This is a genomic window from Aquabacterium sp. (assembly GCF_041909175.1).
Lineage (GTDB): Bacteria > Pseudomonadota > Gammaproteobacteria > Burkholderiales > Burkholderiaceae_C > Aquabacterium.
In genome coordinates, this window is the sequence record NZ_JAYRDZ010000008.1 from 32,477 (window position 1) to 54,747 (window position 22,271).

General features: G+C 63.5%; 22 protein-coding genes. 15 read left to right on the forward strand and 7 right to left on the reverse strand.

Annotated features, from left to right (window positions below):
• The first annotated feature begins 3 nt into the window (after positions 1-3).
• The 5 genes from ACE3PH_RS12445 to ACE3PH_RS12465 are packed head-to-tail and all read left to right on the forward strand — an operon-like array spanning position 4 to position 4,334.
• Positions 4-537 (forward strand): DsbE family thiol:disulfide interchange protein, encoded by a 534-nt coding sequence (locus ACE3PH_RS12445; RefSeq protein ID WP_374319426.1) that lies wholly within the window; start codon positions 4-6, stop codon positions 535-537.
• Positions 530-946 (forward strand): cytochrome c-type biogenesis protein CcmH, encoded by a 417-nt coding sequence (locus ACE3PH_RS12450; protein ID WP_374319428.1) that lies wholly within the window; start codon positions 530-532, stop codon positions 944-946. Before ACE3PH_RS12445 ends, ACE3PH_RS12450 begins: the two co-directional genes overlap by 8 nt.
• Positions 943-1,674 (forward strand): tetratricopeptide repeat protein, encoded by a 732-nt coding sequence (locus ACE3PH_RS12455; protein ID WP_374319430.1) that lies wholly within the window; start codon positions 943-945, stop codon positions 1,672-1,674. Before ACE3PH_RS12450 ends, ACE3PH_RS12455 begins: the two co-directional genes overlap by 4 nt.
• Complete coding sequence (locus tag ACE3PH_RS12460) at positions 1,671-2,609, forward strand: formylglycine-generating enzyme family protein (RefSeq protein WP_374319432.1); 939 nt, start codon at positions 1,671-1,673, stop codon at positions 2,607-2,609. The genes ACE3PH_RS12455 and ACE3PH_RS12460 overlap by 4 nt, the downstream gene beginning before the upstream one ends.
• Positions 2,610-2,633: 24 nt before the next feature.
• Entirely contained in the window at positions 2,634-4,334 is a 1,701-nt protein-coding gene (locus ACE3PH_RS12465; RefSeq protein ID WP_374319434.1) for an arylsulfatase, read from the forward strand.
• A 10-nt stretch (positions 4,335-4,344) separates the two neighbouring features.
• Here ACE3PH_RS12465 and ACE3PH_RS12470 read toward each other — a convergent pair whose 3' ends face one another.
• The gene (locus ACE3PH_RS12470; RefSeq protein ID WP_374319436.1) at positions 4,345-4,959 is read right to left on the reverse strand and encodes a LysE family transporter; all 615 of its coding nucleotides are present in this window, start codon (positions 4,957-4,959) and stop codon (positions 4,345-4,347) included.
• A gap of 58 nt (positions 4,960-5,017) precedes the next feature.
• Positions 5,018-6,310 (reverse strand): OmpP1/FadL family transporter, encoded by a 1,293-nt coding sequence (locus ACE3PH_RS12475; RefSeq protein ID WP_374319437.1) that lies wholly within the window; start codon positions 6,308-6,310, stop codon positions 5,018-5,020.
• A gap of 157 nt (positions 6,311-6,467) precedes the next feature.
• Between ACE3PH_RS12475 and ACE3PH_RS12480 the strand changes: the two genes are divergently transcribed.
• The 9 genes from ACE3PH_RS12480 to ACE3PH_RS12520 all read left to right on the forward strand — a co-directional run bounded on the left by ACE3PH_RS12480 (position 6,468) and on the right by ACE3PH_RS12520 (position 15,093).
• Positions 6,468-7,331 (forward strand): sulfurtransferase, encoded by an 864-nt coding sequence (locus ACE3PH_RS12480; RefSeq protein WP_374319439.1) that lies wholly within the window; start codon positions 6,468-6,470, stop codon positions 7,329-7,331.
• 139 nt (positions 7,332-7,470) lie between these two features.
• A complete protein-coding gene (locus tag ACE3PH_RS12485) occupies positions 7,471-8,226 on the forward strand; it encodes a GntR family transcriptional regulator (protein ID WP_374319441.1) in 756 nt (251 codons plus the stop codon).
• A 3-nt stretch (positions 8,227-8,229) separates the two neighbouring features.
• A complete protein-coding gene (locus ACE3PH_RS12490) occupies positions 8,230-9,975 on the forward strand; it encodes a fumarate reductase/succinate dehydrogenase flavoprotein subunit (protein ID WP_374319443.1) in 1,746 nt (581 codons plus the stop codon).
• A gap of 15 nt (positions 9,976-9,990) precedes the next feature.
• The gene (locus tag ACE3PH_RS12495) at positions 9,991-10,236 is read left to right on the forward strand and encodes a ferredoxin family protein (protein ID WP_374319445.1); all 246 of its coding nucleotides are present in this window, start codon (positions 9,991-9,993) and stop codon (positions 10,234-10,236) included.
• Between the two features lie 14 nt (positions 10,237-10,250).
• Positions 10,251-11,663, forward strand: coding sequence for an ABC transporter substrate-binding protein (locus ACE3PH_RS12500; protein WP_374319448.1), 1,413 nt, complete (start codon positions 10,251-10,253; stop codon positions 11,661-11,663).
• A gap of 2 nt (positions 11,664-11,665) precedes the next feature.
• On the forward strand, positions 11,666-12,460 hold the full coding sequence (locus tag ACE3PH_RS12505; protein ID WP_374319450.1) for an ABC transporter permease: 795 nt from the start codon (positions 11,666-11,668) through the stop codon (positions 12,458-12,460).
• On the forward strand, positions 12,457-13,314 hold the full coding sequence (locus ACE3PH_RS12510; protein WP_374319452.1) for an ABC transporter ATP-binding protein: 858 nt from the start codon (positions 12,457-12,459) through the stop codon (positions 13,312-13,314). Before ACE3PH_RS12505 ends, ACE3PH_RS12510 begins: the two co-directional genes overlap by 4 nt.
• 10 nt (positions 13,315-13,324) lie before the next feature.
• Entirely contained in the window at positions 13,325-14,332 is a 1,008-nt protein-coding gene (locus ACE3PH_RS12515; RefSeq protein WP_374319454.1) for a HEAT repeat domain-containing protein, read from the forward strand.
• Between the two features lie 98 nt (positions 14,333-14,430).
• On the forward strand, positions 14,431-15,093 hold the full coding sequence (locus ACE3PH_RS12520; RefSeq protein ID WP_374319456.1) for an ATP-binding cassette domain-containing protein: 663 nt from the start codon (positions 14,431-14,433) through the stop codon (positions 15,091-15,093).
• A 53-nt stretch (positions 15,094-15,146) separates the two neighbouring features.
• On the opposite strand, the gene ACE3PH_RS12525 is transcribed toward ACE3PH_RS12520, so the two are convergent.
• Genes ACE3PH_RS12525 through epsC form a run of 3 tightly spaced genes read right to left on the reverse strand, consistent with a single transcriptional unit; the run spans position 15,147 to position 18,759 of the window.
• Positions 15,147-16,838 (reverse strand): family 2A encapsulin nanocompartment cargo protein cysteine desulfurase, encoded by a 1,692-nt coding sequence (locus ACE3PH_RS12525; RefSeq protein WP_374319458.1) that lies wholly within the window; start codon positions 16,836-16,838, stop codon positions 15,147-15,149.
• A complete protein-coding gene (locus tag ACE3PH_RS12530; RefSeq protein WP_374319460.1) occupies positions 16,825-17,742 on the reverse strand; it encodes a family 2A encapsulin nanocompartment shell protein in 918 nt (305 codons plus the stop codon). Before ACE3PH_RS12530 ends, ACE3PH_RS12525 begins: the two co-directional genes overlap by 14 nt.
• A gap of 51 nt (positions 17,743-17,793) precedes the next feature.
• Positions 17,794-18,759, reverse strand: coding sequence for a serine O-acetyltransferase EpsC (gene epsC / locus ACE3PH_RS12535; RefSeq protein WP_374319462.1), 966 nt, complete (start codon positions 18,757-18,759; stop codon positions 17,794-17,796).
• Between the two features lie 241 nt (positions 18,760-19,000).
• On the opposite strand from epsC, the gene ACE3PH_RS12540 reads away from it, so the two are divergent.
• A complete protein-coding gene (locus ACE3PH_RS12540) occupies positions 19,001-19,951 on the forward strand; it encodes a GGDEF domain-containing protein (RefSeq protein ID WP_374319464.1) in 951 nt (316 codons plus the stop codon).
• A gap of 15 nt (positions 19,952-19,966) precedes the next feature.
• Here ACE3PH_RS12540 and ACE3PH_RS12545 read toward each other — a convergent pair whose 3' ends face one another.
• Positions 19,967-21,145 carry an MFS transporter gene (locus ACE3PH_RS12545; RefSeq protein WP_374319466.1) on the reverse strand — a complete coding sequence of 393 codons (1,179 nt, stop codon included), beginning with the start codon at positions 21,143-21,145 and terminating at the stop codon, positions 19,967-19,969.
• Between the two features lie 76 nt (positions 21,146-21,221).
• Entirely contained in the window at positions 21,222-22,265 is a 1,044-nt protein-coding gene (locus ACE3PH_RS12550; RefSeq protein WP_374319468.1) for a CaiB/BaiF CoA transferase family protein, read from the reverse strand.
• Positions 22,266-22,271: the final 6 nt, after the last annotated feature.

The window sequence follows — 22,271 nt, forward strand, 5'->3', positions numbered from 1 at the left end:
ACCATGATCAAACGTTATCTTCTTCCGTTGCTGTTTTTTGTTGCCGTCGCCTTCACGTTGGGCATCGGCTTGTGGCGTGAGCCCCAGGCCGCCGTGCCTTCTCCGCTGGTTGGCAAGGCTGCACCCGCCTTCAGCCTGAGTTTGCTGGATGACCCCGCCAGGCAATTCACGCCCCAGCAGATGAAGGGCCAGGTGTGGTTGCTCAATGTCTGGGCATCGTGGTGTACATCCTGTCGCAAGGAGCACCCCTTGTTGCTTGAGCTGGCGCAAAAGCGGGTGTTGCCCATCGTGGGCTTCAACTATCAGGACCAGCGTGATGCGGGTCGGCAGTGGCTGCAGACCCATGGCAACCCATACCAGCTGACGGTGTTCGATGCCGATGGCCGCGTCGGCATGGACTACGGGGTGTATGGGGTGCCAGAGACATTTCTGATCGACAAGCAGGGGCGCATTCGCTACCGACAGCCTGGTGTGATCACCGAGGACGAACTGAACAAAACCCTGTTGCCTCTGATACGGGAGCTGCAGCGTGGTTAAGGCTGTGATGCGCTGGGTGCGTGGCGCACTGCTTGGGGTGTGGGCGCCGCTTGTGCTGGCACAGGCTGCAGCGCCACAGGGGCTGCTTGACGAGCACGTGAACCGACTGACCTCGGAGTTGCGGTGCCTGGTCTGTCAGAACCAGACCGTGGCGGACTCTCAGGCCGAACTGGCCGTGCAGTTGAAGCTGGTCGTACGGCAGCAGCTTGCGCAGGGGGCAACTGACCAGCAGGTCATTGATTTCATGGTCGCCCGTTACGGTGACTTCATCCTGTATAGACCGCCAGTCAACCGCGTCACGTGGCTGTTGTGGACCGGACCAGCGCTGTTGCTGCTGCTGGGGCTCGCGCTCTATGCGGCCACGCTGCGCGGGCGCGGAACAGTCGAAGACAAGGCGGGTGTGTCATGAGTCCCTTGATCTGGTGGTCTGTGCCGCTGGTGGTGGTGGCTGTTCTGTGGGTGGTGTGGCCCCTGCGGCAGCAGGCCCGCCTGGCAGCGGCTGTTGGGCAGCCAGCCTCCCATTGGCGCGGGCGTGCGGTGGTGCTGTCGAGTGTGGTGGTGCTGGGGGCTGGTGGCCTGTATGGTTTGCTGGGCAACCCTGGGGCGATAGCGGGCGTCGACGTGGAGGCCGGTATCTCGCCGGCGCTCTCAAGCGCGCCGCCAGCCAATGTCGATCAGGCGCAGATAGAGGCCATGGTGGCCAGGCTGGCACAGCGCCTGGCTGCTCAGCCCGATGACGCAGACGGCTGGCGCATGCTGGCTCGCTCATATGACAACCTCGGGCGCTTCCGCGAAGCGGTGGGGGCCTATCAGCAGTTGATCCAGCGTCGGCCGAACGATCCCGACGTGCTGACGGACTACGCCGTGAGCCTGGGAATGGCTCAAGGCCAGACCTTGAGTGGCGAACCGGAGGCCCTGCTGGCGCGTGCGTTGATGATCAAGCCAGATCATGTTCAGGCCTTGGCGCTGTCTGGCAGCGCGGCGTTCGAGCGTCACGATTACGACGCAGCCATACGCCAGTGGGACAAGCTGCTGAGCATGGTGCCGCCGGGAGATGAGGTGTGGCAAACCATCGAGCAAAACATCAACAAGGCACGGGCCTGGAAGCAAGGCAGTGGGACAGGGGGCACCCGATGAAGCAGCTGGCATGGTGTGCGCTGCTGTGTCTCATGCAGAGCGTGAGCTGGGCGGGCTGCTTGACTGGGTCGCTGTTGCCGACGGGGTGGCGACATGATCCACATGCTGGTCAGGCAGCCATTCCTGCGGGACAGGTCGTGCTGGGGACGGACAACGGCTATGCGGATGAGCGACCTGGATCACCGCAGCAGGTCGCCTCGTTCTGGATCGACCGTACCGAGGTGACCAATGCGCAGTTCTCCGCCTTCGTGCGTGCGACAGGCTATGTGACCGATGCCGAGCGTCGGGGTGGGGCTGCCGTCTTTCACATACCGTCCGAGCGCGAACTCAACAGCCGTGCTGTGGCGTGGTGGCGTGTCGTCAAGGGAGCAGACTGGCGACACCCGGAGGGACCGGGCAGCACCATTGCCCATCGAGAGCGTTACCCGGTGGTCCTGGTGACGCAGGCTGATGCGCTGGCCTATGCCCGTTGGCTGGGCCGTGATCTGCCCACCGAAGCCGAGTGGGAGTATGCGGCCAAGGCTGGCAAACAGGGCCCTCAGCTTGATGCCGCCCCACGTGATGCCCAGGGTCACCCTGCCGCGAATTACTGGCAAGGCAGCTTCCCGGTGCTGGATCTGGCGGAGGACGGGCATGCCGGCCTGGCGCCGGTCGGCTGCTATGCGCCCAATGCTTTTGGGCTGTACGACGTGATCGGCAACGCCTGGGAGTGGACGCGAGATGTCTACAGCGGACCACATCAGTCGCACGCCAATGGCGATCCGTCCGTACTCAGGTCGCCCCCCGTGGCGACCCAACCCAGGGTGGTGATCAAGGGGGGCTCCTACCTGTGCTCACCCGACTATTGCGTGCGCTATCGCGCTGCTGCGCGCGAATCCCAGGAGCCGGACATGCCGACATCGCATGTGGGCTTCCGCACTGTCTCTCGACCTTGAAACAACACCAGGATGTGTGAAACCATGACCCAGCCCTCAACCCATATCCGTTTGCGATACCTCACCGCGTGCGTGGGCGCAGCGCTGATGGCGTCAGCGCTGCATGCAGAGCCGACAGCAGCCCGGCCGGCCCGCCCGAACGTCCTCCTCATCGTGGCCGATGACCTCGGCTTTTCCGACATTGGTGCCTTTGGTGGGGAAATCAGCACGCCCCATCTCGACGCGCTGGCCAGGGAGGGCCTGCGTCTGACCGACTTCCACACGGCGGCGACTTGTTCGCCAACCCGGTCGATGTTGCTGTCGGGTGTGGACCACCACGTTGCCGGCATCGGCAGCATGGCCGAGTTGACGGTGCCGGAGCAACGGGGCAAGCCCGGCTATGAGGGCTATCTGAATGACCGGGTGGTGGCCTTTCCCGCTTTGCTGCGTGAGGCGGGCTATCACACCTACATGGCGGGCAAGTGGCATCTCGGCCTGACAGAGGGTCGCAGTCCGACCGCACGGGGGTTCGAGCGATCTTTCGCGCTGCTGCGTGGCGCAGACGACCATGTGGCCCAGCCCTGGAACACCCGTGTCGACCCGGCCCAACCCTATTACCGAGAAGATGGCCGCTTGACCGTGGTGCCGCCGGATTTTTATTCGTCCAACTACTATGGGGACAAGCTGGTGTCCTATCTCAAGGCAGGTCAGGGTGATGGGCAGCCCTTCTTTGCGTACCTGGCCTTCACCGCACCCCATTGGCCCTTGCAGGCGCCACAGGATGTGATTGCCAAGTACGCACACCGCTATGACAAGGGCTACGACGCTTTGCGCGAAGAGCGGCTGGCTCGACAGAAGGCTTTGGGCATCCTGCCCAAGGACCTCCAGCCTGCCGAAGCCCGCCCGTTCTGGCCCAAATGGTCAGCGCTGACAGACAGCCAGCGGCAGCAGGAGGCGCGCCGCATGGAAATTTACGCAGCCATGGTGGACGTGCTCGATCAGAACGTGGGCAAGGTGGTGCGCTACCTGAAGGAAACGGGACAGTACGACAACACGGTCATCATCTTCATGTCCGATAACGGTGCCGAGGGCGCCTATGTAGGGGGCAATCCGAGTCAGGTTCCCCGCGACAACAGCCTCGCCAACCTGGGCAAGGCCAGCTCCTATGTGTCCTACGGGCCTGGGTGGGCGCAGGTCAGTGCCTTGCCATTCAACATGTTCAAAGGCTACAGCTATGAAGGGGGCACCACGGTGCCGGCCATCATCCGCTACCCGGCACACCTGGGTGCCGGCCAGGTGTCGACCGCATCAGGTCATGTGACCGACGTGGCGCCGACACTGCTGCAACTGGCCGGTGTCAGCTATCCCGGCTCGCGCGACGGGCACGACCTGGCACCACTGCAGGGCGTATCGCTGCTGCCCTTCCTGTCCGGTCGCCAGAGCACGGTGCATGATCGCTTTGACAAAGGGTGGGAGCTGTTCGGGCAGAAGGCCTATCGGCAAGGCGAGTGGAAGATTGTTTACTCGGTTCCCCCGTACGGACCGGGCCGATGGCAGCTGTTCAATCTGAAGACGGATCGAGCCGAGCAACATGATGTGGCCGGCCAATACCCACAGCGTCTGGCGGAGTTGAAGGCCGCCTATGCTGCGTATGTTCACCGAAATGGGGTGCAGGAAGTGCCGCAACTGGCAGAGCGCATCAGTCAACGCTACGGAAGCAGCAAGTACTACGAGACCCTGGAGTGAGGGCGAGGTTTCAGCGTGCCAGCGCAAGCCTCACGCTGAAGCCCAGCAGGGTGATGCCTGCCAGCCGCTGCAGCCAGACACCGATCCGGGTGTGGCGGTTGAGCCGCCCTGCCAGCTGATGGGTCAGCAGCACGATGACCGTGCAGTAGGCCCCTGTCAGCGTGGCGATGGTGACCGCCATGAACGCAAAGGTCAGCCCGGTGGGGTGCTGCGCCGGGTCTACAAACAAGGGGAAAAAGGCCATGTAGAACACGATGGCCTTGGGGTTGAGCAGGGTGATGATGAGCGCCTGCCGGAAGTAGTGATGCGGCTGCATGGTCAGCACGGGCCCCGAACCGGCCTGGGTGCGCAGCATCAGCCATCCCATCCAGGCCAGATAGGCAGCCCCAAGCCACTGCACGCCATGAAACAGCGTCGGTGAAGCGCGCAATACCGCAGCCAGGCCCGCCACCGCCGTCCACATCAGGACCTGATCACCACAAATGAGACCGATACCGGCGGCCATGCCGGCACGGCGCCCACCTTGGCCGGTCGCCGTGATCAGGGCCAGATTGCCTGGCCCGGGTACACAAAGAAACAGGATGACGGCTGCAACGAATGCGCCGTAGTCTGGCACGCCGAACATGGTGACTGGCCGTGAGGTGAATCAGCGGCCATTGTGGCTCAGCATGGCATGCGCTGCCTCAGAACTTCCAGCCGTAGGACACCCCCACGATGGTTTCCTTCAGGCGCACCTGGGCTTCACCGCCGCCAAATGAGTCAGGGATGGACGATTGACCATGGACCGATTTGGAGAAGGCATGGGTGACATGGCCACTCCACTCGGCGTGTTCATCGACCTTCCAGGTGAACCCGGCCGTGAGGTGGTCCTGCACCACCCCCGGTGCCAGGATATTGAAGAAGGTCTGATCCTTGGGCACGGCCTGCGAAGCGTGGCTGTAGCCGGCCCGAAGGGTCAGATTGGGCTGGATGTCATGGCTCACGCCCAGTTTCACGACCCGAACGTCGTTCCAGCCAAAACCAGGGCCATTGGTGGCCCCGAGAGGCTGGCCGTAGACCGTGAGGTTCTGTAGCGGTTGCCCCACCGATTTCACCTCGCTGTACTGGATGACCTGGTAGTCCAGTGCGATCGTCCAGTCCTGGGCGGGTTGGTAGGCTGCACCAACACCGTAGTTCGCCGGGATATCGAAGCTGCCATGGTCGGCAAACAAGCCCTTGTACTTGTCGAATTTGCCGGAGATGGACGACGACCAGGTGGCACCCAGTCGCAGGTCTGGCGTCAGTTGCCCGATCCAGCCTATGCGTGCGCCGATGCCTGTCGATGTGTCGGTTCCGCGGTTGCTGAGGTCTGTGGCAGACGATGAGGCTGATGCAAATGGTTGGATCCCTTGTGCCGAGAAGCGTTGATAGGCCAGGTTCAAGGCCACGCCCACCACGTGGTTGGCCGTGATCTTGTAAGCCAGTGATGGTGACAGGAACAGCTGTTCCAGGTTGACGCCAGCCTTGCCTTGGCCACCCAGCGCTGCAAACGGGTTGTGGTTGTATTGGGTGTTCATGCCGCCGTTGCCATACACGGCGACGCCCAGGCTCCATGCATCAGACAACTGACGGGTGTAGCCAAACTCCGGAATGAAGAAATAGCGACGCCCGTCGCCGCTGTCATGCCCATCCAGCGACGTGCTGCCGTAACTGCTGAGGTCATTGCCTCGGATGTCGGTACTGCGGCTGGGGTTGAACACGTTGAGCCCCACATCCAGTCTGGCACCGGTGAAGGCCGTGCCGGCCGGGTTGGTGGCGGCCGTCAGGCCATCTTGTGGCAAGGCAATGCCGACTCCCGCCATACCCTCTGCCTTCACGCCGTAGCCATGAGAAAAATAGCCGTTGGTTGCGTGTGCGTTGAGTGATGATGTGCCCAGGGTGAGCAGGACCGCAGCATAGGCCGTAGCTGATAGCCGGGTGCGTGGGGCAGTGAGCATGTGTGACCTTCTTGTAAAACTATCTGAAGGCTCTGCACTGTAGACATCGCCGGTGTTGGTCCAAACGAAGGCTTGGTCATGAGCTTATGCTGCGCTGTGTGGTCTGCTCCGAATCGGCACAATCGGGCATCATCCTTTGCCAGAAAGGTCTTATTGCATGCGCTACACCACCTTGATTTCGGCCGCGTCCCTGCGCAGCTTGTTGGCGACAGATGCGGATGTCTTGCTTGTGGACTGCACCGCCGATCTGGCCCGACCCGAAACGGGTGGGGCGCAGTTTCTGGCGGCCCACATTCCGACTGCCATCCATGCCGATCTCGAACACGACCTCAGTGTGCATGGGGATACGCCGGCGGCATCCGGCGGGCGGCATCCGCTGCCTGCACGGGAAGCTGTGGCGCAATGGGCTTCATCCGTGGGGCTGAAGGCTGAACAGCAAGTGGTGGTTTATGACCGTAATGGCCTCAACTTCTGTGTGCGTCTGTGGTGGATGCTCAAGTGGATGGGCCACGACCATGTAGCCGTGCTGGACGGCGGCCTGGCCGCCTGGCAGGCGGCAGGCGGTGCACTGGAGGCTGGTCCGGCGCGAGGGCGACCTGCTGGCGATGCCGACTTGCTGCGCCCGTCACTGCGGGTTCTGACTACGGTCGATCAGGTTCACCTGGCACTGGCTTCGCCTGCCCAGACGTTGATCGATGCCCGGGCCACCCCGCGCTACAAGGGCGAAGTCGAGCCATTGGACCCGGTGGCGGGCCACATCCCGGGCGCCCTGAATCGCCCCTTTGCGAGCAACCTGGATGAGCACGGTTTCTTTAAGGAGCCGGCGCAGCTTCGTGCCGAGTTTGAAGCCTTGCTGAAGGGGCGGGACCCCGCTTCGGTGGTGCATTACTGTGGCAGCGGCGTGAGCGCTCTGCCCAATCTGTTGGCCATGGAAGTGGCTGGATTTGCCCCGACGGCCTTGTTCGCAGGCAGTTGGAGCGAATGGTGTCGCGAGCCATCGCGCCCCGTTGAAAAGGGCTGAGCCCCCCCACGCGCTTATCTGATTTGCGCATGTCATGCATCGCCCTGCGCCGTGATGCATAAAGATGGATGATTTGCTTCGTTCCTTCATGAAGGGCTGATTTCTAGACTGCTTCCAACTTGTCATGACGAGTTGAGAAGTGAGTTCCACAGCCCCCATCACCCCCTTTGACGACGCCCCGCTGTATGAGCGGATCAGAGATGCCTTGCGAGAGGCCATCCTCGGTGGGCAGTTCCAGCCCGGCGACCGTGTGCCGTCCGAAAGCGAACTGCGCACGCGCTATGCCGCCAGCCGGATCACGGTGCGCCATGCACTGTCTGGACTGCAGCAAGAAGGCCTGATCTACACCCTGCAGGGCAAAGGCAGCTTTGTGTCTCGGCCGAAGGCCTTTCAGCACATCTCTGCGCTGGAGGGCTTTGCCGAGCACATGGGCCAGCACGGCTATGCGGTTCACAACCGGGTATTGGCCTTGCGCGATGTGTTGCCTGATGCCGATGTGGCCGATCGTCTGGGCTTGCCCAGCGGTGCGCTGGCTACCGAAATCATCCGGGTGCGCTTGCTCAATCGCGATCCGGTTTCTTTCGAGCAGACATGGGTGCCCGAATCCGTCGGCAGGCAGCTGGCACAGGCGGATCTGCATGCCCGCGACATCTTCCTGATTCTCGAAAACGACTGCGGCATCTCGCTCGGTCACGCCGATCTGGCTCTGGATGCGGTTGCCGCGCTAGACCCGGTTGCCGCGGCATTGCAGATCCCGCAGGGCAGCCCGGTGCTGCGCGTCGAGCGGCTCACGCATGACGCTACAGGCAAGCCAGTGGACTACGAATTCCTTTATTTCAAAGGCGATGCCTTTCAGTACCGGCTTCGGATTGACCGGCATCGCACCCTGGAGTGACTTATGCAAACCATTGAACATGAATACGACATCGTGGTGGTCGGGGGCGGCACGGCCGGCCCGATGGCTGCCATCAAGGCCAAGGAAGCCAATCCGAAACTGCGTGTATTGCTGCTCGACAAGGCGCACGTCAAGCGCAGCGGCTGCATCTCGATGGGGATGGACGGGTTGAACAACGCTGTGTTGCCAGGGCATGCGACCCCTGAGCAGTACACGAAGGAAATCACCATCGCCAATGATGGGATCGTCAACCAGTCGACGGTGTATGCCTATGCACGCCACAGTGCCAGCACCATCGAGCAGCTGGACCAATGGGGGGTCAAGTTCGAGAAGGATGCCACGGGCGACTATGCGGTGAAAAAGGTGCACCACATGGGGACCTATGTGTTGCCCATGCCTGAAGGACACGATGTCAAGAAGGTGCTGTATCGGCAGCTCAAGCGGCATCGTGTCGACATCACCAACCGCATCATTGCCACGCGCCTGCTCAAGGCCGGCGACGGCAGTGTCAATGGGGTCATGGGCTTTGACAGCCGCACGGCGGATTTCCACGTGGTGAGGGCCAAGGCCGTGATCCTGGCTTGCGGCGCTGCCGGGCGACTGGGCCTGCCTGCATCCGGCTACCTGATGGGGACCTACGAGAACCCGACCAATGCCGGTGACGGCTATGTCATGGCCTATCACGCTGGTGCAGAACTGGCGAATCTGGAGTGCTATCAGATCAACCCGTTGATCAAGGACTACAACGGGCCAGCCTGCGCCTACGTGACCGGCCCTCTGGGTGGTTACACGGCCAACGCAGACGGCGAACGCTTCATCGAGTGCGACTACTGGAGTGGCCAGATGATGCTGGAGTTCTACCAGGAGCTTCAGGGGGGCAAGGGGCCGGTGTTCCTCAAGCTGGACCACCTGGCTGAGGAGACCATCCAGACGATCGAGACCATTCTCCATGGCAATGAGCGGCCCAGTCGCGGGCAGTTCCATGCTGGGCGCGGCACCGATTACCGCCGTGACATGGTTGAGATGCACATCTCCGAAATCGGCTTTTGCAGCGGCCACAGCGCATCAGGCGTGCATGTGAACGAACATGCCGAGACCACCGTGCCGGGGCTCTATGCAGCCGGTGACATGGCAGCCGTACCTCACAACTACATGCTGGGTGCCTTCACCTATGGCTGGTTTGCCGGGGTACGGGCAGCAGAGCGGGCCAGTGCGCAAGCCCTGAGTGCGGTGGATGCCGAGCAGGTCGAGGCGGAGAAGCGTCGCGTGTATGCGCCCTTGCTGCGCGAGCATGGCTTGCCGCCTGCTCAGGTCGAATACAAGCTGCGGCGCTTCGTGAACGACTACCTGCAGCCGCCGAAAGTCACGCGCAAGTACGAGCTGGGCCTCAAGCGGTTTGAAGAGATCGGAGAGGACATCGGGCAACTGCATGCCCGCGATGCACACGAGCTGATGCGCGCCATGGAAGTGGCCGTGATCCGTGACTGCGCCGAGATGGCCGCGCGTGCATCGCTGTTCAGAACAGAAAGCCGCTGGGGGCTGTACCACCTGCGGACGGAGTTCCCCGAGCGCAACGATGCCGAGTGGTTCTGTCATGCCCATCTGAAGAAGGGCGACAACGGCGCCATGCAGCACTTCAAGCGTGAGGTTGAGCCCTACATCGTGCCCATCGAGGACGAAGAAATGCACGCCTACGACCGCCTGCGCATCCAGGCCGGTCGACAGGCACCAGAGGCCCAGGCGGCCTGAAGAAGGAGTTGTTCGATGTCATTTGCACCTGGCTCAGTCATCCAGATCACCGATGCGGCCGTGACCGTCGATCTGGAGCGCTGCATCGCCCACAAGGGCTGCACGGTCTGTATCGATGTCTGCCCGATGGACGTGCTGGCCATCAACCCGGACACAGGCAAGGCCTACATGAAGCATGACGAATGCTGGTATTGCCTGCCCTGTCAAAAGGACTGCCCCACCGGCGCCATTCAGGTTGCCATTCCCTATCTTGTGCGTTGAGGAGTACTTTGTTCATGTCCATCAAACTGATCCGTTCCGCCACCCTGGCTCTGGGTGCGATTTCACTGGCGCTGGCCGCGCAGGCCGAGACCATTCGGCTGGCCATTGGCACCCAGGACACCACCATCAACTGCGCCACAGGCGGCTTGCTGATTCGCGAGTTGAAGTTGCTCGACAAATACCTGCCGCATGATGGCAAGTACAAAGGCGTGACCTATGACGTGCAATGGAAAAACTTCACCTCAGGGGCGCCGCTGACCAATGAGATGCTGGCCGACAAGCTGGACATCGGGTCGATGGCCGAGTTCCCCGGGGCCGCCAACGGCGCAGCTTTCCAGAAGGCGGGCAAGAAGAGTGTGTTTGTGACGGTGCTGTCCGGTAGCACGCTGGGCAGTGGCAATGGCATTGTCGTGCCAAAGGACTCGCCTGTGACGTCGTTGTCGGAGTTGCGGGGCAAGACGATCTCGGTGCCGTTTGCCTCTGCTGCACACGGCATGTTGCTGCGTGCACTGAAGGCCCAGGGGCTGGATCCCGCCAAGGACGTCAACATCATCTCTCAGGCGCCTGAAGTAGCCGGCCCGGCGCTGCAGGCCGACAAGATCGATGCACACGCCGACTTCGTGCCTTTTGCCGAGGCCTTCCCGTATCGGGGGTATGCGCGCAAGATTTACGACGGTGCCCAGTCCCGTACGCCGACCTTCCATGGCACCCTCATCAACAGCGACTTCGGGCGCAAGTACCCCGAGGTGGTGATTGCCTTCCTGCGTGCATCCATCGAGGCGGATCGCATCATGGCCAGCGATCCGGAGAAGTACAGCGAGCTGATTGAAAAGGTCACAGGTATCGAAGCGCCGGTGAGCTACCTGTTCCACGGACCGCTGGGCTTGCAAACCCGTGAGCACGCGTTCCTGCCTGCCTACCGCCAGGCCCTGCAGACCGCCATCGATACCTTGCGCTTGCTGCGTCGCACCGACACCACCCTGGACGCTGGCGCCCTCATTGACGACAGCTACATCCGTGCCGCCTATCGGCAGTCCGGTTTGAATTACGACGCGGCGTTGAAGGCCTCGGGGGCTGAGGTCTTCAAGGGCCGTGATGCGGTCACAGGCAAGCCCATCACGGATACCCGCCACCTGGCTGGCATCTGGGTGAAGGGCGAAGCCAAGGTGCGTCACTACGCGTCGGTCAATGAGGCGGTCGGTGACCTGGCCCGTCTTGAAAAGAGTGGCAAGACAGCGCGTGCACTGTATGTGCACGACCTGATCCACCACATCAAGCTGCTGGGGAGCCTGGCCTGGTACACCGTGGATGCCAAGGGTGACGTCAGCGCCTTCCTGCAAAAGGATGCTGCTGTGGCGTACGCGGCGGCCAACAAGGGGCGTGTCGTCGACTTCAACGGGCTGCGCCAGAGCCTGGCCGGGAAGTGAGCATGAAGCCGTCACACGATCGCTTGTTGCGATGGGGCGTGCAGGCCGCTTCATTGCTGGTGTGTGTCTGGACCTGGCACCTGTTGTCGAGCCGGCACGCCAACCTGGGCTTCGTCACCTTTGCCAATGTGCCTGATCCGACTGAGGTGGCCGAGTCCGTGGGCGAGTTGCTGGCCTCACCCAAGGTGTGGTTGCACCTGTCGAGCAGCCTGTTTCGGGTGGGGGCCGGCTTTGCCCTTGCCGCACTCATTGGCGTTGGGCTGGGCTTGTTGATCGGGCGAGCAACCTGGGTCAGGCTGGCATTGCTGCCGCCACTGGAGGTGGCACGGCCCATTCCGGCTGTCGCCTGGATCCCCTTGGCCATCCTGATGTTCCCCTCATCGGAGGGCAGCATGATCTTCATCACGTTCGTGGGGGCCCTGTTCCCGATCTTGCTCAACACCATCCATGGGGTGAATGGGGTGGATGCCCGGCTGATTGCTTCCGCACGCAGTCTGGGTACCGGGCGCTGGCGTCTGTTCGGCCAGGTCATCCTGCCGGCATCTGCACCCAGCATCGTCACCGGCTTGTCCATCGGCATGGGCACCTGCTGGTTCTGTCTCGTGACGGCGGAGATGATCTCTGGTCAATACGGGATCGGCTACTACACATGGGAGTCCTATACCGTGCAGAACTACGCCAACATCGTGGTGGGCATGCTCGTCATCGGCCTGTTGGGCATGGGCAGCAGTGCCTTGTTGCAGTGGGGCGGGCGACGCCTGATGCCCTGGTACGTGAATCAGGAGGGCCGCGCATGAATGCCGTGCTGCAATCAAGCTGGCAGGCGCAGCCTGCCGCAGAGGGGGCCGGCGAGATCGACATCCGTGGGCTGCGAATCGAGTTGGGCACGGGGGCTCAGCGCTTTGTGGCGCTGGAGGGCATTGACCTGTCCATTCAGCCCGGCGAATTCGTGTGCCTGTTGGGGCCGTCGGGGTGTGGCAAGTCGACCCTGCTGGGCGCCCTGGCTGGCCACCTGCAGCCTGCAGGCGGTCAGGCCTTGCTGGATGGTGCGCCCATCGATGGGCCAGATCCCCGCCGGGGGCTGGTATTTCAGCATCACACGCTGTTTCCCTGGCTCAAGGTGGAAGACAACGTGGCCTATGGCTTGAAGATGCAGGGCGTGCCCCGGCCTGCGCGTCTGGAACAGGCGCGTGCCATGCTCTCTGAAGTGGGGCTGGCGGGGTTCGAGCAGCGCTACCCGCACACCTTGTCCGGCGGCATGCAGCAACGTGTCGAGATCGCCAGGGTGCTGATCAACCGTCCCCGCGTCTTGCTCATGGACGAGCCATTTGGTGCGCTGGATGCGTTGACCCGGCTGAAGATGCAGGAGTTGCTGCTGAGCCTGTGGAGCCATTGGCGCACCACGGTGGTGTTCGTGACCCACGACATCGACGAGGCGCTTTTCCTGGCTGATCGGATTGTTGTGATGAGCCCGCGGCCGGGCCGCATCGTTGAAGAGTTGCATGTGCCGGCAGAGCGCCCGCGGCGTCAGGACTGGCTGACCAGTTCGACCTTCAGCGCGCTGAAACGCCGCTGCCTGGCGCTGTTGAGTGACACAGGGGGCGCCTTGCCCCTCGAACGACTGGACCCTGTCAAGGGTCTGAAGACCTGAGAGTGACTGAATGACTGCCCAATTGCTGCCAACCGAAGCCCCGCCTGATGCGCAGGCTGATCCCGAACTGTTTGCCTTGTGGCCGCGTCTGCATGCTGAAGATCCGGCGATGCGTCGCCTGGCTTTGTCTGAACTGGCGGAGGGGGAAAATGACGCACACGCACCGTGGCTGATCCGGGCCTTGTCTGATCCCGATGAACGTGTACGACAGGAAGTAGCCGCTGCGCTGGCGTACTGGGAACTGCCGGATGTGATCCATGCGCTTGTCGCCAGTCTGAGTGACCCATCCGAACAGGTGCGTTCTGCTGCGGCCATCAGCCTTGCCGAGATCAAGCAGCCCGCCAGTGGGGCCTTGCTGCTGCCTCGGTTGGAGCGGGCTGAAGGCTTTGTCCTGGCCAGTTTGTTGCACGCCCTGCGCGAACTGCGTCTGCCTGCCAGCCTGGGGGCTGCGCTGCGCGGCGCCGATGATGTCGATGACCGGGTTCGGCTGGCTGCAGTCGGGCTGCTCGGCTGGCTGAAAGATGCCGCTGCATTGCCTGCGCTGGAGCGACTTGCTGCATCAGATCCGGTTGTGGCGGTGCGTCGTGCTGCCGCTGGTGCGTTGGGCCTGGCCCAGGGACACGAGGCGGCCGTCTTGCCGGCGCTGTTGAGTGCCTTGCAAGATGACGCCTGGCAGGTCAGAGAGGAGGCCGCGGCCACACTGGGCAAACTGCGCTTGTCCGACAGTGTCGAGCCACTGGTCGATGCCTTGTCGGACGGGTACTGGCAGGTTCGCCTGATCGCCGCGCGCGCCCTGGGCCGCCTGCGTGACCGCCGCGCCACCGGGCCACTGGTGCGCCATGCGCTGTCACATGACATGGTCAACCTGCGCAAGGAGGCAGCCATTGCCCTGGGTGAAATCGGGGATGCGGAGGCTTTGCCCGCCTTGCGTATCGCTGCAGAGGACGCCGATCCCGAGGTGCGCAAGATGGCGCGCCTGGCGATGACCCAGATAGCCGCGAAGCACGCGCCAGCATGAGACCCTGTCACGAAGAAGACACCCGCGGCATCACGGACGGAACTCTTTGTGACATGTTGACTCGAACGTTGCCTGAGCCGCTCGGCTGGAGTCATGGCATGACAGAAGTTCAACATCCCCATTCCGCTACCCATGTGGTGTCCGTTCGCGATCTGTCTTTCGGTTTTGCCGAGAGGCAGCCTCGTTTGTTTGATGGGTGGAGCCATGTCTTTTCCCGTGGGCTGACCTGGCTCAAGGGTGGCAACGGCGTGGGCAAAAGCACCTTGCTGAGGTTGCTGGCGGGTACGCAGGATGGGTATGCCGGGCACATTGCCGTGCTCGGGCACGATGAGCGCCAGCAGCCGGCCGACTTCCGCAAGGAGGTCTTCTATTGCGGTGCTGCGGGCATGCCCGTCGGCTACCTCAGTGTGGTGGATTACTTTCTCGTCCTGAAGCAGCTTTACCCGCGTTTCGATGTGGTCGCCTGGCGGCGTCATATCTCTGGCTTCCAGCTGGATCTGCTGCTGAGTTCACCTATTCGGGCGCTGTCTCTTGGCGCCCAGCGCAAGGTGTGGCTGGCGGCGGCCTTGTCGGTCGGCGCGTCGGTGGTGCTGATGGATGATCCGCGCAGCGCTCTGGATCGTCAGTCGACTGCGCACCTGTTGCGCAGCCTGGACGAGTTGGCGCGTCAAGGACAGCAGGCCATCGTCATTGCCAGCCATGAGGACCTGGGTCCGGCTGGCGCCGACGCCCGCGTGGTGGTGCTCGAAGACCAGGCATGAAAAAACGCCAGGCCTGTGAAGGCGCTGGCGTGGCGGGATGGTGTGGGCTGCGGTCAGTACACCCGTTTCTGGCTGCCCACCAGTTTGTGCAGCGATGACACAAGTGCATCGATGTCGCCGCAGTGGTTGTAGAAGGCCAGCGAGGGGCGGACGGTGGCTTCCAGGCCGAAGCGTCTCAGAATCGGTTGGGCGCAGTGGTGCCCGGACCGCACCGCAATCCCATCCTGGTTGAGCGCCGCGCCGACCTCCTCGGTCCGCAGGCCGGGTAGCGTGAAGGACAGCACGGCAGCCTTGTCGGGCGCGGTGCCGATCAATCGCAGTCCGGGCACATCCTTCAGCAGGCGTGTGGCATAGAGCAACAACTGGTGCTCATAGGCCCCAATGGCATCGATACCAAACTGGTTCACGTAGTCGATGGCAGCGCCCAGACCGACTGCGTCCGCGATGTTGCCGGTGCCCGCTTCGAAACGGGCCGGTGCACCGTGGTACTCGGTATGCTCGAAGGTCACATCCTTGATCATGTTGCCGCCGCCTTGCCAGGCGGGCATCTCGTCAAGCAGGGCCTCCTTGCCGTAGAGCACGCCGATGCCGGTCGGCCCGAACACCTTGTGGCCGGAGAACACAAACCAGTCGCAGTCCAGATGGCTCACGTCGGCACGCATGTGCGATACCGACTGGGCTCCGTCAACCAGCACCTTGGCTCCCGCAGCATGCGCCATGTCCACCATCTGCTTGGCCGGTGTGATGGTGCCCAGTGCATTGGATACCTGTGTGAAGGAAACGATGCGGGTACGTGGGCCCAGCAACTTGGCGTACTCGTCCAGGATGACCTGGCCGTCGTCATCGACCGGTATCACGCGCAGTTTGGCGCCGGTCGTGGCACACAGTTGTTGCCACGGCACGATGTTGGCATGGTGCTCCAGATGGCTGACGATGATCTCGTCGCCTGCTCGCAGATGGGCCTGCCCCCAGCTCTTGGCCACCAGGTTGATGGCTTCCGTGGTACCGCGCACGAACACGATTTCGTTGACCGAGCGCGCATTGAGAAACCCTCTGACCTTGTCGCGAGCGGCCTCGTAGGCATCCGTTGCCCGGGCCGCCAGTTCATGGGCCGCACGGTGGATGTTCGAGTTCTCATGCTGATAGAACCACGACAGGCGGTCAATGACCGATTGGGGCTTCTGCGTTGTCGCGGCGTTGTCGAGCCAGATCAGCGGGCGACCATTTACCCGCTCCTGCAGGATGGGGAAGTCGCGGCGGATCAGGTTCACGTCGAACGGCGGCTTGAAGGACTGGATACCTTGCTCGGGCAGCGCATGGACCAGCCCTGGCGTGTGGATGCCCCCTGCCTTGGCGAGCGCCCCGGTGTCGAGGAAATAGAAGCTGGGCACCGACGAGGCCAACGCGTGGCCGCTTGCAGCGGCCTGCTCAAGGTGACGGGGGGAGCCCAGACGAGCCAGGTCGGCATCCGATGGCAAACCCCACTGCGCCGGGTCGATGGTCTGATCTGGCACGGTGGGGACGTCCAACCCCGGCAGGGACTGGGTGCCGATCACATTGGATGGTGCCAGCGGATGAGGGTTGGCTGCGCCACCCAGGTGTGACAGACCCGGCGGCAACCCACCTCCTGTCGACGTGGGGGGCGTGCTGGGCTGGCCAGGCCATGACGAGAAGAACTGGTTGGCCAGTTGCGCCAGTGCCTCGACATCAGGGATGCCCGCTTGGGCGAGTTCAGTTGTACTCATGGTACTTGCCGATTTCGACGTCTTCGAGCACGGCGATGGCATCGTCTGTCAGCACCGCCAGCGAGCAATACAGGGAGACCAGATAGGAGGCGATCGCCTTGTGGTTGATGCCCATGAAGCGCACGGCCAGGCCGGGGCTTTGCTGACCTGGCAGGTCGGGCTGATAGAGCCCCACCACGCCCTGACGGCTTTCACCGGTGCGGATCAGCAGGATCTTGGTCTTGTTGTCCTCGATCTTGATCTTGTCGCAGGGGATCAGCGGGATGCCGCGCCAGGTGATGAACTGGGAACCGAACAGGGATACGGTGGGGGGAGGCACACCGCGGCGGGTGCATTCACGACCGAAGGCTGCAATGGCCAGCGGGTGAGCGAGGAAGAAGCCGGGCTCTTTCCAGACCTTGGTCAGCAGCTCGTCGAGGTCGTCTGGTGTGGGTGCACCTGTGCGGGTCTGGATGTGCTGGTGCGGGGCCACATTGTTGAGCAGGCCATATTCCTTGTTGTTGATGAGCTCGCTTTCCTGGCGTTCCTTGATGGTTTCGATGGTCAGGCGAAGCTGTTCGGAGATCTGGTTGTAGGGCTTCGAGTAAAGGTCCGAGACGCGGGTGTGCACATCGAGCACCGTGTTCACGGCTGACAGCAGGTATTCGCGCGGGTTCTCGATGTAGTCGACAAAGGTCTGCGGCAGGATGCGCTCGTCGCGTCCTGAACAGTCCACGGTGACGCTGGATGCGTCCTTGACCTTGTTGACCCGGTAGATGCCGGCCTCAACCGGGACCCATTGCAAGAGCAGGGTCAGCCAGCGAGGGGTGATCGTGCCCATCTGGGGCACGGTGCGTGTGGCGATGGCGAGCTGTCTCGCGGCGATGTCGCCCAATGCGGTACTTTGTTCTGCGGTGTTGGCCATGAGCCGTTCTCCTATTTCTCAGGACAGTGGGAGGGAAAAGGGGGGCAGGGATCAGCTGTGTCGGTTGAGGGCCTGGCTGACGTTGCTGCCGGGTGGCACGTCGTGGGTGAGCCAGACGTTGCCGCCGATGGTCGAGCCTCGGCCGATCGTGATGCGACCAAGCACCGTGGCGCCGGCGTAGATGACGACGTCGTCTTCGACGATGGGGTGGCGCGGCAGCCCTTTGACGAGGTGCCCTTCGGCATCGGTTGGAAAGCGCTTGGCACCCAGCGTGACGGCCTGATAGAGGCGCACACGCTCGCCGATGACGGTGGTCTCGCCGATCACGACACCAGTGCCGTGGTCGATGAAAAAGGCCGGGCCGATGCGTGCCCCCGGGTGGATGTCGATACCGGTCTGGGAGTGCGCGATGTCGGAGACCAGTCGCGCCAGCACCGTGGCACCGAGCTCGAAGAGCGCATGTGCCAGCCGGTAGTAGATGATGGCCGTCATGCCCGGGTAGCACAGCAGGATTTCCGACACGCTGGTGGCAGCCGGATCACCCTGGTAGGCAGACTGCAGGTCGCTCACCAGCAGGGCCCGGATGGCGGGTAGCCGGGCGGCGAAGTCCCGTGTGATGTCGTGTGCACGCTGAGCCAGCTCGTCTTCGTTGATGGGGTCGGCGTCCGCCGTGAACAGCAGGCCACGGCGGACCTGCTCGGCCAGCAGCACCAGCGTGTGGTTGAGGGTGTCACCGACGTAGTAGTCGATGCTCTCGTCGTTGAGGTCGGCTCGCCCGTAGTGCGTCGGAAAGAGGGCCGCGCTCAGCCCGGCGATCACCAGCCCGAGCTTGTCGCGCGAGGGCATCTCACGAACATGCCCCTTGTGGCGCACGTTGTGGGTCCATTCGCGGGACTTGCGTAATTCCGCCACCACGTGCGCCAGGTTCCAGCTGCGGGGTGTGGCGCCGTCGCGGTATTCGGGGATCCAGTGCGCGTCGTCCCGCGCCGTGATCGGGTAGGTCTCGTTGGCGTTCATGCGTTTTGGGTCGCTCAGGTGGGGTTCTTAATGACCTGAACTCATTATTCGCGTGCGCCCTCATGCTGTATTGGATATAAATGCCGATGGATACTTGCCGGATGCAGAATGCGTTTGGATATGCGAAAGACGCATACCCGGATGAGGGGGCGAGGGCGTCCACGGCTCAAGAACCTGCCCATCCGGTCGAAACTGTGGTCAGTCCTTCAGCCTTTTCTGGTGCCCCATGAGCCACCCTGTCATGTCCCCCCTGCAGTCCGACTTTCAGTGCCACCTGATTGCCAGGCTCGCTGCCCGCGTGGCGGCTGTACCTGTCGCGTGGGTGGGGCTGCACAAAGACAATGAGCTGGTGCTGGCTGGCGGGGTGGGCCTGCCCGAGCGGGACATCGAGCGGTTGATGCTGTTGACGGATCAGGCGCTGGGCACGAGCCTGGCACCCTTGGCGGTGCGCGATGTCTGTGTCGATGACCGCTTTCACGACAGCCCGCTGCTGATGTCGGTGCCCATCTTGCGGGCCTATCTGGGTATCCCGCTTCAGGATGCGGCCGGGCGGGTGTACGGCATGCTGGCCGTGATGGACGGGCCGGCCCGTGATTTTTCAGAAGAGCAGCGTGATGCGCTGCAGGATCTGGCGATGCTGGCGCGCGGCCTGCGGGATTCGACGGCCCGCCTGGAGCAGATGGGGCAGCTGGCGCTGCTCGATACCCTGACCGGTCTGGCCAATCGCACGCAGATGGACCAGGCGCTGGACGTGGAGTTGCGCCACGCGATGCGCAATGGCGAACCTTTCACCGTGCTGATCCTGGACCTCGATGGCTTTGCTGACATCAAGGAGGGCTTCGGTCGGGTGGCCGGTGACGAAGTGCTTTGCGAGGTGGCGCGCCGCCTGCGTGAGCAGGTGCGGTTGGGCGATGTGCTGGCCCGCATCGGCGACGATGAATTTGGCATCGTCATGCGTCATGGCGGCGAAGAGTCGGCCCAGGTGCTGGCGCGGCGCATTGTGCGCTCGGTGACCCAGCCAATTGCCCTGTCCGATGGGGACGAGGTCGGCGTGGGCGTGTCGGTCGGTATGGCCGGCTATGACGACAGCGTCGAGTCGGTTGCCAAGTTGCTCAGCCAGGCCGAGCAGGCCCTGTTCGAAGCCAAACAGGAAAACCGTCGGCGCTGGAAGATGTTTGTCGGCATCCGCTGAGGGGGATGCCGAGGTTCAGCGGAACAGCTTGAGGGTGGTCAGCAGCACCACCGAGGTGAAGCAGGCAAACACCATCAGCATGGTGCCGCCGGCCAGTGAGGCGAGCCCGCCCACGAGCACGGGGCCGATGGCCGAGAGCAGCGTGAAGACAATGGACACGCGTGACACATCTTCAGCCAGGCGTGCCGGGTCGGCGTGCTCTGTGGCGGCGATCAGACCCAGGGTCAGGAAGCCGGTGATGCCACCGCCCAGCAGGAACATCAGCACGGTGAAGAGCTGGCCTGCAGGGGCTGCGATGCTGGCAAACAGCGCACAGATGGCGGTCACCACGGCCGCGCAGGTGGCAGCGGCCCGCATGCCCCAGCTGTCGACGATCCAGCCCAGCAGGAACTGAAGGAACAGCGAGCCCATGCCGAAGACCGACAGCAACCAGGCCGCTTCGCTGCTGTCAAAACCGCGTTCTCGGGCGTAAACAGGGAACACGCCCAGGATGGCGCCTTCGGTGATGCCGCCGATGCCCGCGAGGATGGCACCGAGGGTGATGAAGCGCTTGACCAGCACCCACCAGGACACGCCGGCGCGCATGGCGGGCGTCGGCACGGCGTCGTCACCCAGTTGCACGCCACCAGCCGCCTGAAGCGGCACGGCCGCTGCCAGACTCAGGAGGCCGCCCACCAGAAAGGAGGGCCAGCCGGTGGCGCCGAGCACGGCGATCAGGGCGGGGCCTGTGACTGCGGCAATCGCAATCAGGGTTTCATGGAAGCCGACGATGCGGCCGCGCCCCTCTTCCGGCATGATGCCGAAGAGCCAGGTTTCATTGCCGATCCAGCGAAAGCCCATGCCGAAGCCGCAGGCGGCTGCAGGCACGGCCCACCACGTCACCGGCAGTGCCGGCGTGAGCATCAGGGCCAGGGCGCTGAGCACCACACCCACCAGCACGGTGCGGCTGTGGTGCAGGCGGCGCACGGCCATTGGGGCGAGCAACAGGCCCGCGAGCATGCCCAGCCACAGGGCCGAGCTGATGACCCCGATCTGCCAGGCTGGCAGACCGCGGGCTTCCAGGGCCAGCGGGTAGAGCGAAAAACCGATGCCGTATTGGCCGATCTGAGAGAAGGTGGAGACCAGATTGAGGGCCACCACGCCACGCCAACGCTGGCGCGTGTCGGGCGCGAGATGCCCGGCCGCGGTTGTCATGTTGTCCTCGAGCGTCTATTTATAAGGGTAAACGCGTATTTTACCGGGCGAGCATGACAACTGACCAGGGGTTACTTCACGCTTGTGCGGGCTGCGTGGCGTGCCGGATCACCCAGGGCTCGCGGTGCTGCCGGCTGAACAGCGGGTGCTGGCGGGCCTCGGCCAGGGTCAGGACCGGCGTCACGCAGGCATCGACCCCGGCGAACAGGGCTTGCCAGTGCGCCAGGGGCTGGCTGTCGATCAGGGCGGCCACCTCCGCCCGCAGGGCGTCGGACGCCGGGGTGTTGGGCAAGAGCCCGCGTTGCCAGTGGCGATCGGTCCACTCGGGGTGGCCCAAGGTCTGGCAGACCAGGGACCAGAACTTGTGTTCGAGCGATCCCACCGCCAGGGTGCGACCATCGGCCGTGGCGTAAAGGCTGTAGCAGGGCAGGGCGCCGTTGAGCATGTCTTCACGTGCGCCGGGCTGGCGCCCCAGCAGGGGCTGCATCATCGCGCCGGTGGCCAGCGGCATGATCTGGTGGGCCATCAGCCCATGGGTCATGCTGATGTCGACATGGCAGGCGGTGCCGGTGCGTTGCGCGGACCAGACCCCGGCGAGGATGCCCACCACGGCCATCGAGCTGCCGCCGGCCAGGTCCCCCCACTGGATGTTGGACATGACCGGCTGGCCATCGGCGCCGCGCATCTGGTCCAGCGCACCCGACATGGCCATGTAGTTGAGGTCGTGGCCTGCCCGGTCTGCCCAGTCGCCAGACTGGCCATAGCCGGTGATGGAACACATGACGAGCCGTGGCTGCAGGGCCCGCAGCGCCTCGAAGCCCAGGCCCATGCTGGCCATCACGCCGGGGCGAAAGCCCTCGACAAGGACGTCTGCATCACAGACCCAGGTGCGCAGCTCGTCCAGGTCGGCCGCCTGTCGGAAGTCGATGCGGCGTGTGGTCTTGCCGGGCATCAGGGCATCGAACAAGGGTGGCAGGGCACGGGCTGGGTCACCTTCGGGCGGTTCGACCTTGACCACGCTGGCGCCAAGGTCGGCCAGCATGCGGGTGGCAAAGGGGCCAGGCAGGTTGCGGGTCAGGTCGAGGACGCGCAGTCCATCGAGCAAAGCGGGCGTGGTCATGCGGGT